The organism is Pseudomonas sp. K2I15 (genome assembly GCF_002204795.1).
Lineage (GTDB): Bacteria > Pseudomonadota > Gammaproteobacteria > Pseudomonadales > Pseudomonadaceae > Aquipseudomonas.
The window spans coordinates 139,315-152,820 of sequence record NZ_NIXO01000007.1 but is presented as its reverse complement, the minus strand read 5'-3'; the positions used below and the strand labels follow the sequence as shown (position 1 = coordinate 152,820).

Annotated in this window: 11 protein-coding genes; 5 read left to right on the top strand and 6 right to left on the bottom strand. The window is 61.5% G+C overall.

Annotated elements, in window-relative coordinates:
• Positions 1-86 precede the first annotated feature (86 nt).
• Both waaA and CEC48_RS07390 read right to left on the bottom strand, forming a co-directional pair.
• On the bottom strand, positions 87-1,364 hold the full coding sequence (gene waaA, locus CEC48_RS07395; RefSeq protein WP_088423137.1) for a lipid IV(A) 3-deoxy-D-manno-octulosonic acid transferase: 1,278 nt from the start codon (positions 1,362-1,364) through the stop codon (positions 87-89).
• A 23-nt stretch (positions 1,365-1,387) separates the two neighbouring features.
• A complete protein-coding gene (locus tag CEC48_RS07390; RefSeq protein WP_088423136.1) occupies positions 1,388-2,278 on the bottom strand; it encodes a LysR family transcriptional regulator in 891 nt (296 codons plus the stop codon).
• Positions 2,279-2,479: 201 nt separating this feature from the next.
• Between CEC48_RS07390 and CEC48_RS07385 the strand changes: the two genes are divergently transcribed.
• The 4 genes from CEC48_RS07385 to CEC48_RS07370 all read left to right on the top strand — a co-directional run bounded on the left by CEC48_RS07385 (position 2,480) and on the right by CEC48_RS07370 (position 5,876).
• Positions 2,480-2,815, top strand: a complete 336-nt coding sequence (locus tag CEC48_RS07385; RefSeq protein ID WP_003209492.1) for a multidrug efflux SMR transporter — start codon at positions 2,480-2,482, stop codon at positions 2,813-2,815.
• A gap of 69 nt (positions 2,816-2,884) precedes the next feature.
• Positions 2,885-4,060, top strand: a complete 1,176-nt coding sequence (locus CEC48_RS07380) for an FAD-binding oxidoreductase (RefSeq protein ID WP_088423135.1) — start codon at positions 2,885-2,887, stop codon at positions 4,058-4,060.
• The gene (locus CEC48_RS07375; protein ID WP_088423134.1) at positions 4,057-4,869 is read left to right on the top strand and encodes an aldo/keto reductase; all 813 of its coding nucleotides are present in this window, start codon (positions 4,057-4,059) and stop codon (positions 4,867-4,869) included. The genes CEC48_RS07380 and CEC48_RS07375 overlap by 4 nt, the downstream gene beginning before the upstream one ends.
• Before the next feature lie 41 nt (positions 4,870-4,910).
• Positions 4,911-5,876 carry a metal ABC transporter ATPase gene (locus CEC48_RS07370; protein WP_088423133.1) on the top strand — a complete coding sequence of 322 codons (966 nt, stop codon included), beginning with the start codon at positions 4,911-4,913 and terminating at the stop codon, positions 5,874-5,876.
• A 48-nt stretch (positions 5,877-5,924) separates the two neighbouring features.
• On the opposite strand, the gene hldE is transcribed toward CEC48_RS07370, so the two are convergent.
• A complete protein-coding gene (gene hldE / locus CEC48_RS07365; protein WP_088423132.1) occupies positions 5,925-7,349 on the bottom strand; it encodes a bifunctional D-glycero-beta-D-manno-heptose-7-phosphate kinase/D-glycero-beta-D-manno-heptose 1-phosphate adenylyltransferase HldE in 1,425 nt (474 codons plus the stop codon).
• Between the two features lie 155 nt (positions 7,350-7,504).
• The gene (gene msbA, locus CEC48_RS07360) at positions 7,505-9,310 is read right to left on the bottom strand and encodes a lipid A export permease/ATP-binding protein MsbA (RefSeq protein ID WP_088423131.1); all 1,806 of its coding nucleotides are present in this window, start codon (positions 9,308-9,310) and stop codon (positions 7,505-7,507) included.
• Positions 9,311-9,469: 159 nt separating this feature from the next.
• Between msbA and CEC48_RS07355 the strand changes: the two genes are divergently transcribed.
• Positions 9,470-11,347, top strand: a complete 1,878-nt coding sequence (locus tag CEC48_RS07355; RefSeq protein WP_088423130.1) for a bifunctional O-antigen ligase/aminoglycoside phosphotransferase family protein — start codon at positions 9,470-9,472, stop codon at positions 11,345-11,347.
• Positions 11,348-11,413: 66 nt separating this feature from the next.
• Here CEC48_RS07355 and CEC48_RS07350 read toward each other — a convergent pair whose 3' ends face one another.
• The gene (locus CEC48_RS07350; protein WP_088423129.1) at positions 11,414-12,298 is read right to left on the bottom strand and encodes a glycosyltransferase; all 885 of its coding nucleotides are present in this window, start codon (positions 12,296-12,298) and stop codon (positions 11,414-11,416) included.
• A complete protein-coding gene (locus CEC48_RS07345) occupies positions 12,295-13,443 on the bottom strand; it encodes a glycosyltransferase family 4 protein (RefSeq protein ID WP_088423128.1) in 1,149 nt (382 codons plus the stop codon). Before CEC48_RS07345 ends, CEC48_RS07350 begins: the two co-directional genes overlap by 4 nt.
• Positions 13,444-13,506: the final 63 nt, after the last annotated feature.

Below are 13,506 nucleotides of genomic sequence, written 5' to 3'. Positions count from 1 at the left end.
CGCGAAAGCGGTGTATCAGTCGACATATTCGGTGACTGACACTGCGCTTTCGCGAGCAAGCCCGCTCCCACATTTGATTGATGTTGTCAGTGGTTAAGCAGTCTGCCCAACCCGTCCAGCAAACGCTTCAAGGCGCCCTGATTGGCGCGCATTACTGCCAGCCCCGCCTGCCCCATCTTCTGCGCGTCCTGCGGCAGTTCAAACAAGCGCTGTACCGCCATCGCCAAACCCTCGGCATCGTCGACTTCCTGCAGCGCGCCGGCGTTGCGCATCATTGTGCTGATCTCAAGGAAGTTGAACACATGAGGCCCGCAAATAACCGGCTTGGCCAACGCCGCCGGCTCCAGTGGGTTATGCCCGCCCGTGGCGACCAGGCTGCCGCCGACAAAGGCGCTGTCGGCCAAGGCATACAGAAACAGTAACTCGCCCATGGTATCGCCCAACAACACGGAAGTTTGCGCCGTCACCGCCTCGCCGCTGGAGCGACGCACCGTGGCGAAACCTTGCTGCTGGCACAGCTCGAACATCGGGTTGAAGCGCTCCTGATGGCGCGGCACCAGAATCAGCAAGGCATTGGGATAACTGGCGAGCAACTGGCGATGGGCGGCGAGCACCACTTCATCTTCGCCTTCGTGGGTGCTGGCGGCGATCCACACCGGACGCTCGCTGGCGTGCCATTGCTCACGCAAGGCGGCGGCGCGCTCCAGCAGTTGCGGGTCGACGGTCAGGTCGAACTTGATCGAGCCGGTGACCTCGACGGTCTCGGGCCGTGCACCCAGGCTGCGGAAACGCTCGGCCTCGGTTTCGGTCTGGACAGCGAACAAGCTCATCTCCGCCAGCATTGGCGCGGTCAGTTTAGCGAAACGTCCGTAGCCCTTGGCCGAACGCGCCGACAAGCGTGCGTTGGCCAATGCCACGGGAATCCCGCGTTTGGCGCATTGGTGAATATGGTTGGGCCACAACTCGGTTTCCATGATCACCGCCAGTTTCGGCTGCACACGATCGAGAAAACGCTTGGACGCACAGGGCAAATCATACGGCAGGTAGCAGTGCTGGATGCGCGGCTCGTTGGCGAACAACGCCTGGATGCGCTCGGAACCGGTGGGCGTCATGCAAGTGACGGTGATCGGCAACCGTGGATAACGTTCCAACAGCCCGCGGATCATCGGTGCGGCGGCGATGCTTTCGCCCACCGACACCGCGTGCACCCAGATCCCGCCGGGCTGCATCGCCGGCAAGCCCCAGGAAAAGCGCTCACCCACGCGCTTGGCATACGCCGGCGCCTTGCGGGCCCGCAGCCATAGACGTAAAGCCACCAACGGCAGCGCCAGGTAAAACAGACAGCTGTAGAGAGTTCTATTCATGGCGGCGGAGTTTATCGGCTTTTTCAGTCGATCGCCTGCAAGCACTCGGCAAAACGTTCGGCGAGGAAACGCGCGGCCGGGCCAAGTAGCTCATCGCGGCGCCAGACCAACTCCACCACCAAGGCCGGCGGGGTCCATTCGCTGTTCAACTCGACCATCTGATTCTGATAGGCCGGGTACTGCACCACATGCCGTGGCAGCCAGGCCCAACCCAGGCCACGTGCCAGCCATTCAGCCAGCACATAGAAGCTGTCCGCGCGCCACACTTGTGGGCTGGCGGCCTCGCTGCCGGGATACACACTGGTCTGGGTCGCCATCAGCAACTGGCGAAACTGAGCCAGGCGCTGGCAGTCCACGAACTTTTCCCTGGCCATGGGATGACCGATACCGCACACGGTAACCATCTCCACGCTGCCCAGTACCCGGCGCTCCAGCGCTTCGGGAATTTGATCGTGATAGAACAGCAGGCCCAGATCGGCCTTGCGCTCCACCAGTTTGCGCGCGACATCGCCTTGGGCAGCGCTGGACAACTGCACTTCCAGGCTGGGAAATTTCCCCGCCAGCGCTTCGAGGCTATCAAGCACCGGCTGATAGAGCATGGCCTCGTCCTGAGCCAGGCGCAGGCGCGCCTCCTCACCGCGCATCAACGACAAGGCGCGACCGTTCAGACGCTCGCACTGGCGCAAGACCTCCCGCGCCTCTTCGAGCAACGCCGTGCCGGCCTCGGTCAACCGGGGCTGGCGGCCGCTGCTGCGATCGAACAGGCACACGCCCAGGTCGGCCTCCAGCAAAGCAATCCCGTTACTGACCGCCGACTGCGCCCTGCGCTGGTCCCGCGCCACCGCCGAAAACGAACGCTGCTCGGCGACGCTGACAAACAGGCGCATTTGCTCAAGACTCCACTGCACGCTCATGGCTCAACCCATCTTAAATTCGGATAGGTAATGACTTTACCGCATCTGGTAAAGCTCTAAAATGCCGACCTTTGTAGGAGCGAGCTTGCTCGCGAAGAACCCGAGAGCGCCGCGTTAAACCCGATGCGCTGCGTTATCGTTAACGATTTTCGCGAGCAAGCTCGCTCCTACGGTTGAACCCCTGTACCGAGGATTTACCCCATGAACGCCGCCTACTATTATCTGGCCATTGCCATTTGCTCGGAAGTGATCGCCACCGTTTCCATGAAAGCGATCAAGGGTTTCAGCACGCCGATCCCGCTGTTGCTGGTGATTGTCGGCTACGGCGTGGCCTTCTGGATGCTCACGCTGGTGGTGCGTACCGTGCCGGTCGGTGTCGCCTACGCGGTGTGGGCCGGGATGGGCATCGTGATGGTCAGCATCGCAGCGCTGTTTATCTACGGGCAGAAACTCGACATCCCGGCGATGCTGGGCATGGGCCTGATTGTGCTCGGGGTGGTGGTGATTCAGTTGTTCTCGAAAACCGCCGGGCACTGATCACCGACAAATCGCCGCCGCTCTGTGCCTGTATACTGCGCCTCTTGTCTTGAACACTGAGGTCGCTGCATGCCATCCGTTATTTCCACCGACGTTCTGATTGTCGGCGCCGGGGTTGCCGGCCTCTGGCTCAATGCGCGCCTGCGCCGCCAGGGCTTTTCCACGGTGCTGGTGGAAAGCGCCACCCTCGGTGGCGGGCAAAGCGTGAAGTCCCAGGGGATCATCCACGGCGGTGCGAAATACGCACTGCACGGCGCCCTGACTGGCGCCTCCGAAGCCATCGCCGACATGCCCCGCCGCTGGCGCGAAGCCCTGGCGGGCAACGGCGAGCTGGACCTTTCGGGCGTGCGCCTGCTGTCCGAAGCCCACTATTTGTGGTCGCCGGGGACTATCGCCGGCAACCTCACCAGCTTCTTCGCCAGCAAGGCCGTGCGTGGCCGCGTGGACCAAGTGAAGGGCGACGACCTGCCACCCGCCCTGCAAGACCGCCGCTTCAAGGGCAAGGTCTATCGCCTGGCCGAGTTGGTGGTCGACGTGCCAAGCCTGATCGAGCGCCTGGCGCAACTGGCCGGTGACGGCCTGCTGGCCGGGGAGCGGATCGAACCGTTGCTGGAAGACGGCACACTGGTAGGCCTGAAGGTCGATGGCCGCGAGATTCGCGCCCAGCGTATCGTCCTCAGCACCGGTGGCGGCACCGCTGACCTGCTCAGCGCCCTGGGCCTGAGCCAGCCCGCCATGCAACGCCGCCCGCTGCACATGATCATCGCCAAAGGCCCCGGCCTGAAGCCGCTGTACGCCCACTGCCTGGGCGGCGGCACCAAGCCGCGCATCACCGTTACCACGCACCCCGCCGCCGACGGTAACTGGGTGTGGTACATGGGCGGTGATATCGCCGAGGCCGAAGGTGTGGCCCGCACCCCGGAGCAACAGATCGCCACCGCACAAAAAGAGCTGGCCCAACTGCTGCCCTGGATCGACATGAGCCAAACCCAGTGGGCCACCCTGCGCGTGGACCGCGCCGAGCCGCTGCAGTCGGGCCTGACCCGCCCGGACAACGCCTTCCTCGCCGAGCAGGACCGCCTGCTGGTGGGCTGGCCGACCAAGCTGGCATTGGCACCGGATTTCGCCGATCGGGTGATCAATGCGCTGGAACGTGACGGGATCAAGCCAGGCACCACCGAAAAACTGCCTGAGCTGCCAAAACCCGCCATCGCCCAACCCGCCTGGGAGCACCTGCTGCCATGACCCTGCCAACCCTGCATGATCTTCATCGCCCATTGGGCAGCACCGGCCTGCTGGTCTCGCCGCTGGGCCTGGGTACCGTCAAGCTGGGCCGCGACCAAGGGGTGAAATACCCCAGCGGTTTCCAGATTCCCGATGACGACGCCGCGCGGATGCTGCTGCGCCAGGCCCGCCAACTGGGCATCAACCTGATCGACACTGCGCCCGCTTATGGCCGCAGCGAAGAACGCCTGGGCCCGCTGTTGCGCGGCCAGCGCCAGGAGTGGGTGATTGTCAGCAAGGTGGGCGAAGAGTTTGCCGAGGGCGTGTCCCATCACGATTTCAGCGCAGCCCATACCCGGCTTTCCGTCGAGCGCAGCCTGAAACGACTTGAAACGGATTTTATCGATCTGGTGCTCGTGCACTCCGACGGCAACGACCTGCATATCCTCAATGATTGCGAGGTTTACCAGACCCTGGCGGACCTCAAGCGCGAGGGCAAGATTCGCGGTTTCGGCCTCTCCGGCAAAACCGTCGAAGGTGGCGTAAAGGCTCTGGAACAAGGTGATTGCGCCATGGTCACCTACAATCTGAACGAACAGGCCGAGAAGGCCGTCATTGATTATGCGGCCGTGCACGGCAAAGGCATCCTGGTGAAAAAGGCGCTAGCCAGTGGCCATGTATGCCTGGAATCAGGAGTGGATCCAATTCACGCCAGTTTCATGTTGTTGTTTGCGCAAACCGGCGTCGCCAGTGCTATTGTCGGGACCATTAATCCGCTGCACCTCGCACACAACGTAGCGACCGCTGCCAAGGTCATTCGCCAACTCTGATGCCGCCGACGCGGCCGACCCCGACGCAAGAAGGAGCCGACATGGCGCGAACGCTCATTAGAAAAAACCCGAGTAACTTTAAAACACTGCCGCTGCATGTCGAAGCCACGCCCGAAGGCTTGAGTTACCAGAGCGTCGGTATGCCGCTCAACTTCGCCCAGACCCTGCAACGGCGCAAGCCGGTGGAGGTGAAAGACACTGAGCGTTTTGTGCTGGAGTTGGCCAACCTTGGCGTCTCGGTGCGCCTCACCCTGCACTGGCAGAACCGTGATTACTGGGTGCTGGTGCGCCAGCGCCGGCAAGACCGCGGCGATGTGGTGCTCAAGCTGATCTCCGGTTATGTGCCGGCCCACGAACTGAACCTGCCGCTGCACACCGCCATTCAGGAAATCGCCGAGGAATGCCTGCTGGAAACCCCGGAAGGCTGGCTGGGCGGGCGCTTCAACGACACGTGGTTGCCGGCGCCCTACTCGTCCGCCCTGCACTACCGCGAAGCGTTACCGTTTCGCCTCTCGCCGCTGTCGGGCGCCGCACGCCCGGTACGCTGCGCCACCATGCAATTGATTGAACGCCCTCGGGCCTACGTGCACCTGCCGACGGCTTCGCTGCAATTGATTTATGACTTGCGCCTGGAAGTGCCGAAGGAGGCGAAGTCACTGAGCCTGTTTCATGTAGACGAGCGCCTGGAGGGTGACCAACTGGTAGCCCGCCTGGACCGCCAGCGCCCGGACTTGTACCTGATGCCGCTGAAGGATGGACAGCCGTGTGCGGAGCTGTACACCCTGAAGAAGGATCAACTGTATCCGGCGAGTACGCGAGGGGTGTATCTGGCAGAGAGCTTTGCCCAGCAGGAAGGCTGGATCGTGCGCGATGAGCGGATTCGCTGGAAGGACTGGCTACGGCAGCAAGGGCTGAGCGCGCCAGAGAAAGAGTCGAAGCTGAAGCGATTGACCGGCAAGGCGAGGCAGATATTGCGCAAGATCGTGCCGAAAAAAGCGAACCGCTGAGCACTTGATGCAGGAGCGAGCAAGCTCGCTCCTACAGAAATACGAGCATTACTCGTTATTTCGGATTTTTTCCACAATCGCCGTAGTCGAGCTGTTTTCAACCAGCCCCAACACTTTGACCTTGCCGCCATAAGCGCTGACGATATCGGCACCGACCACTTGGTCGACCGAGTAATCACCCCCCTTGACCAGCACGTCCGGCTTGACCTGGGCCAGCAGGTTTTCCGGAGTCGCCTCGGCAAAGCTGATCACCCAGTCCACCGCGCCCAACCCAGCCAGCACCGCCATACGACGGTCGACACTGTTGATCGGCCGACCCGGCCCCTTCAAGCGGCTGACCGACGCATCGTCGTTGACCGCCACGATCAATCGATCGCCTTGGGCCCGCGCCTGCTCCAGGTACGTCACGTGGCCGGCGTGCAGAATGTCGAAGCAACCATTGGTGAAGACAATGCTCTCGTTATGGGCACGGGCATCGTCAATCGCCAACAGCAGTTGCTCAAGGCTCAACACGCCACGCTCCGAACCTTCCTCGCGCTGGATAGCGCGACGCAGTTCCGGGGCGCTGATGGCCGCCGTACCCAGCTTGCCGACCACAATGCCTGCCGCGAGGTTAGCCAGGGCCACGGCGTGGGGCAGTTCCTCGCCCGCCGCAATGGCTGCGGCCAGGGTGGAAATCACCGTGTCACCGGCACCGGTCACGTCGAACACTTCACGTGCCCGCGCTGGCAGGTGCATGGCCGGTTGATCGGGACGCAGCAAGGTCATGCCGTGTTCACCACGGGTCACCAGCAAGGCGCCCAGGTCGAGATCGGCCATGAGTTTGGCGCCCTTGGTCACCAGCTCGTGCTCGTCGACACAACCGCCGACGATGGTTTCAAATTCGCTGAGGTTCGGCGTGATCAGGCTGGCGCCCCGATAAATCGAGAAGTCCTTGCCCTTGGGATCAGCCAGCACCGGAATGCCCCGGGCCTTGGCGGCCTGGATCAGCATCTGGTGATTTCTCAAGGCGCCTTTGCCGTAGTCGGACAGCACCAGCACCTTGATGCCTTCGAGCAACTCGTCGACCTGGGCGCTGAGGGCCAGGGCGTCGGTGGCGAAGGGTTCTTCAAAATCGATACGCAGCAATTGCTGGTGACGGCTCATGACCCGCAGCTTGACGATGGTCGGCTGGTGGGGGATGCGCTGGAACAGCGCACGCACGCCAGCGCCGCGAAGGCTGTTGGCCAGGCTGTCGGCGGCTTCGTCGTCGCCGGTCACACCCACCAGGGAGGCCGGGGCGCCGAGGGCGGCAATATTGAGGGCAACGTTGGCAGCGCCACCTGGGCGGTCTTCGATTTGCTCGACCTTGACTACCGGTACCGGTGCCTCAGGGGAAATCCGTGAGGTACCGCCATGCCAGTAACGGTCGAGCATGACATCGCCGACCACCAAGACAGGGGCTTGATCGAATCGCGGCATGGACAACTTCATGGAGCAACCCACATACAAAATGAACAGGGGCGCGATATTACCACAGGGTTGTCAAAGGCTTGTGCAATGTAGGAGCCGGCTTGCCGGCGATGCGGTCACTGCGATTTTTAGTGCGACCGCGGTGATGCCATCGCCGGCAAGCCGGCTCCTACACATCAGGTGATGTCGGCCGGGATCGGCGCGTCCAGGCCCATGGCGTGCAGGCGGGCGTAATAGCCGTTCTGCGCCAACAGTTCGCCGTGGGTACCGCGCTCGACAATCCGGCCATCGTCCATCACCAGGATCAGGTCGGCCTTCTCGATGGTCGACAGGCGGTGGGCAATCACCAGGGTCGTTCGGCCTTGCATGACCTTGTCCAGGGCCGCCTGGATATGGCGCTCCGACTCGGTGTCCAGCGCCGAGGTGGCCTCGTCGAGGATCAGCAGCGGGGCGTTCTTGAGCAAGGCGCGGGCAATGGCCAGGCGCTGGCGTTGGCCGCCGGACAGCAGCACACCGTTTTCGCCGACCTGGGTATCGAAGCCTTTGGGCAACTGGTCGATGAAATCCTTGGCATAGGCATCGGCTGCCGCCGCTTCGACATCTGCACGCGGTGCGCCAGCCAAATCACCGTAAGCGATGTTGTTGGTCACGGTGTCGCTGAACAGGGTCACGTGCTGGGTCACCTGGGCGATGTGCCGACGCAGGTTGAGCAGCCGATAGTCTTCGATTTCTACGCCATCGAGCAGGATCTCGCCGCTCTCGTGGTGGTAGAAACGCGGGATCAGGCTGGCCAGCGTGGACTTGCCGCTGCCCGAACGCCCCACCAGGGCAACCATCTGCCCAGGCTCTGCGGTAAAGGTGATGTCCTTGAGCACATGGCGCTCGGTGCCCGGATAGGTGAAGTTCAGGTTGCGCACTTCCAGGCGGCCGCTGACCTTGTCGCGCTCGATGGTGCCGCGATCGAGTTCCACGTCTTCGTCCAACTGCTCGAAAATACTTTCGGCACCGGCCACGCCTTTCTGGATGGTCGAGCTGACTTCAGAGAGCTGGCGAATCGGCTTGGGCAACAGGCCGGCCAAGGTGATGTAGGCCACCATGTCGCCCGCCGAAGCATCACCGCGAAGGTACAGAACCAGGAACATCAGCACCGCCATGGCGCTGTAGATCACCAGTTGCAGCGCCGGCGTGTAGATCGCACCGGTGCGGGTCATGCGCAGTTGCTTGTTGGTGTTGCTCAGGCTGGCCTTGAGGAAGCGCTTCTGCTCATACACCTCACCGCCGAAGCTACGCACCACGCGGTAGCCCTGGATGGTTTCCGAGGCGACGTGTGTCACATCACCCATGGCGACCTGGATCTTCTTGCTCTGCTTGCGGAACTTCTTGCTCGCGGTGCTGACCATCACTGCAATCAATGGCAGGATGGCGATCATCACCAGCGTCAACCGCCAGTTCATATAAAGCAGCGAGGCGAACAGGAAGATCACCGTCATGCCTTCGCGAATCACTACCTTGATGGCATCAGTCGCAGCACCGGTGACCATGGTCACGTTGAAGGTGATGCGGGAGATCAGGTGCCCGGAGTTGTGATTGTCGAAATAGCGGTTCGGCAGGGTCAGCAGATTGTTGAACAGTTGCACCCGCAGGTCGTGGACCAGGCCCAGGGAAACCTTGGCCAGCAGGTAGTTGCCCAGGAACGAGCCGAGGCCCTGCCAGGCGGCGATCAGGATGATCAACAGCGGTACGGCCTGCAGCAGTTGCAGGTCCCGCAGGCCAGGTACCGTGGGGAACAGCACCGCCTCAGGGTTCGACAGGCCGTCGACAAAGTACTTGAGGATGTACCCCAGCATCGGCTGGGTCGACGCGAAAATCAGAAAGCCGACGATACTCAGCGCGAACAAGCCGGCATAAGGCTTAACGTAGCTGAGCAGGCGGAAGTATATTTTCAAGCTCGAAGGGCTTGCGCTCGGACTGGAGTCGGTCATATCACGCGGCGGTTTTGAAAAAGGAGGCTGACTTTAGCACAGCTTCTCTGTTGTACTTGCACCCGGCACACCCGCGATCCCGTTGGATCCAACGGGCGACATTAAATAGCCACTACTTTAGTATGCTCGGCTTTCTCTATTCTGGAACGGCTTTTCTGTATGCACTCCAAGCGCCTGATATACGGCTCAAACCGCGTTTTTGACTTCCTGTGTCTATGGATTCTGCCCATCGGCTTGTTGTTACTGCTGAGCTCGCTGTTCTTTGTCACCAATCGAAATGTGCTGCACAGGTTCTACTACGTGCTGTTCAGCGCGCCGACACTGTTGCTGCTGTGCCTGCGCCCGGCGGAACTCAAGCAGGTTTTGCGCGAGCCCCTGGCGATTGCGTTCCTGGTGTTTTCGGCCTGGGCACTGACCAGCCTGCTCTGGACCCCGGAACACAGCGCTGACTCCGACCTGTTCAAACGGCCACTGCATACCTTCATGCTGTTTGCCGGTTGCGGCCTTTGGCTGCATTACCGCAACGAACTGTTGAAGCCGATCTTCTTTTGCGCCGCGCTGATCGCACTGGTGTCCAGTGCCTGCAGCCTGGTGGCCTTTGGTCCCATTTTCTCTGAAGGTACACGGATGATCGGTGGGCGTGGAGCCCTGGATAACCCGCTGCTGAGTTCTCACATATTCGGATTCTTCTGCGTTTACTGGCTGTACGTGTGCATGACCACCAAGCGTCTGCAGGTACTCTGGTTCAGCATTCCGGCACTGGCAATCATGGCCGCTGCGGTCCTGGCCACCGGTTCGAGAACGCCGCTGGTTGCGCTCACGCTTGCAGTGCTCTGGCTGAGCTTCATCAATCGCAATCGTCGCTCGGCCCTGCTGATCGCTGGCATGGTGCTGGCCGCTGCGGCACTGCTACTGCTCTACCCCGAGCAGTTCACCAACCGCGGCAGCTCGTTCCGTTTCGAGCTCTGGGGCATGGCGCTAGAACGTATCGCCCAACACCCCTGGATCGGCCACAGCTACGACTCAGAGCTGTACCTGACGCTTGCCGACGGCTATGAACTGCGCGAGCCCCATAGCTTTGCCCTCGGCGTGCTCTATTACGTCGGCATCATCGGCTTCATCCCGTGGATCTTCATGCTTGGCTGGGGCTTGTACAAAGGCCTCAAGGAACGCGCCCAGCCGCTGTTCATCCTGGCTTCGTCGCTGCTGGTCTACGGCATCGGTGCCGGCCTGACCGAAGGCGGCGGCATTCTCTCGCGGCCAAAAGAGCACTGGTTCCTGCTGTGGATCCCGCTGGCGCTGATCGCCGGCCTGAGCATCGCCCAGCGTCGCCGCAGCCTGCTGCGCATGCCGGTGCAAAGCCTGAAACCTCAAGACTTCGAGCAACTGTGTGCCAACGCTCACGTGATTGAAGCCGATGGCCTGGGGCCCAAGGTCCTGCGCCTGGAGGATGGCAGCTTCCTCAAGCTGTTCCGCCCCCGTCGCTGGTACACCTCCGGCAGCTTCAATCCGTATTCGGAGCGCTTTGCCAGCAACAGCGAGCAACTGCGCGCACTGGGCATTCCATCACCGGTCATCCTCAATCTGTACCAGTTGACGGATGCCAGCAGCGCCGTACGTTATCAGCCGCTGCCGGGGCTGACCCTGCGCCAGGCCCTGCAAAGCCTGGACAGCAGCCTGCGGGAATCGCTGATTGAGCGTTTCGGCGGGTTCATGGCCCAACTCCACGAGCGCGGCGTGTACTTCCGCTCCCTGCACCTGGGCAACGTACTGCTGATGGATGACGGCGAGTTCGGCCTGATCGACGTAGCAGACATGCGCATCTACCCGTCGGCCCTGCGTAACGCCCTGCGCCAGCGCAACCTGCGGCACATGCAACGTTATCCACAAGACCGTAACTGGCTATTCGAAGCGCATTTCGAGCAATTGGCCAATGGCTATGCTTCGGTGGCATCGCCAAGCGCCACGGCGAAAATCCGTGAGCAGGTGCTGAAGCTCAACAGCCCGGTCGTGCAGGTCGCGAGCCCGGTAAAATAATGGTTTGAACCGCTGAGGTTCCAGGCTTCTGGCCATTGCGGTTTACGCAATGACCAGGCCCAAGTGCTATGAACTGCGCTGCGGCGCCAGGTACAACCGCACCAACCCCCGCAAGGTCTTGCGACCCCAGAACTTCACAGGAATCTGCTTGAGGATCTCCCGCGCCAGCGGGCGGTCGCGGTCGGCGGTCTTGAGGAACATTGAGTTCAGGAAGTTGAAGCGAACCTGATTATAGGCAGGGTGATCGCTGAACAACCCGTAGGTCTTGAGGATGTTCTGGATCATGTAGCGATGATTCTTGTACGTGTTGGTCGCGTGCTGGCGATAGCGCGCCATCACCACATTCAACACGTCGATGGTGTAGCCGGCGTGGGTGATCTTCAACTCGATCAGCAAGTCTTCCAGCGGAATCAGCGGATCGAAACCGCCGACCTCTTCCAGCGCCTGCTGGCGGATCATAAGGGTCGGTGCCGGAGGAAAGGGCTTGCGGTCCAGGAACAGATCGTCGAAATCCAGGCTGCGAAACGGCAAATCGCGGCGCTGCTTCTTCTCCGGGTACGGCTTGCCGTCACCATCAATCAATTCGATATTACCGGCGCAGATACCCACCTTCGGCTTGCCTTCCATGTAGGCAACCTGGGTGGCGATGCGCTCTGGCAGCATGATGTCATCGGAGCCGAATGGCGCGATCAGGCTGCCTTTGGCACGGGCGATGGCACCGTTCAAGGTGTTGGTCAGGCCCTGGTTCTGCTGAACCTGGAAATCAAACCCGTGCTCAGCCTGCAAGCGCTGGATACGCTCCACGCTGTCATCCTTGGAGCCGTCGTCCACCACCAGCAACTCGATGTTGGCGTAGGTCTGGCCGAGCACACTGAGGATGCTCTGTTCGATGTACGGGCCATGGTTGTAGGACGCGATGATCACAGTGACCAGGGGTTGCTGCAGACTCATGTTTTACCTACTTCACGCAGACCGGTTTCGATCAGGTTCAAGTACTTGTGCCGGAACTCATCCAGGGTGTGGTTCTCTTCCAGGTAGCGGAACACTTGCTCGCCCTTGGCACGCAACTGTTCGTCGCTCAGTGCCAGGTAGGTGTCCAGCGCCGCCGCCAGTTGCTCGACATTGCCGGGGTCATGGGACAAGCCGCCCGCACCTTCCACCAACGGCAACATCGCCGGGCCGTTGGAGGCGATGACCGGCAGATGGCCGCTCATGCCTTCCAGCAGCGCCAGGCCCAGGCCTTCGAACAGCGACGGCATGGTCCAGATGTCGAAGCCGCGCACATACTTCATGCCATCTTCACGAAAGCCCAGCAGGTGCGCACGGCCGGTCAGGCCCAGGCGCTCGATATCGGCACGCAGGTCGGCTTCGGCGCGGCCGGAACCAATGATCCCCACCTGGGCTGCAGGGTATTTGTCCTTCAGTGTGGCGAAGGCTTGCAGCAAATGGGTGTGGCCCTTGATCGGAACCAGCCGGCCCAAGGCGCCAATCATTCGCGCATCCAGCGGCAGGCCGAGGGCCTTGCGCGCTTCATCGCGAGGCAACTGCAAAGCTTCGGCCTGGGGAATGTCGATTGCATTGGTGACAAAGGTTGTGTTCTCACGGGTGAACCCGCAGTTGAGGTCCACCAGGTAATCCTTGACCGCCGCCGACACCCCGACAAACCGCCACGCCGGGCTGACCCATTTCTGCGTCTGGCGTCGGCGGTAACCACGGGCGTACTCGCCAAAACCGTGGGAGATGCCAATGCACAGCGGGATCTTCAACCAGCGGTTGAGGGACAGCATCATGTTGACCGACTTGAAGCGGTTACAGATGACCACGTCGAATTTCTGCTCGCGGCAATACTTGTAGATCTGCCACATGGCGCCCAAACGAATGCCCTTGAGGGATTTTTCCGGCAGTTCGAAGTAATGCGAGTGTTCAGCCACGCTCAGGGGCTGGCCGGGCAGCGGACGGCCGCTGAGAAACCCGGAGGTGACCTCGAAACGTTCAGCCGGCAAGGCCTTGACGATCTGCTCGCCGAGGTCGGCGAAGTCGTGGGTCTTGACGTTGTAGTCCGGCTGTAACTGCAAAACCTTGAAGCGAGGTTTCATAACTCTCCATGCTGCAATCTGGCTGCGGGCACGCAGCCCGGCGAAAAAGGGGCGGCAGGCCCT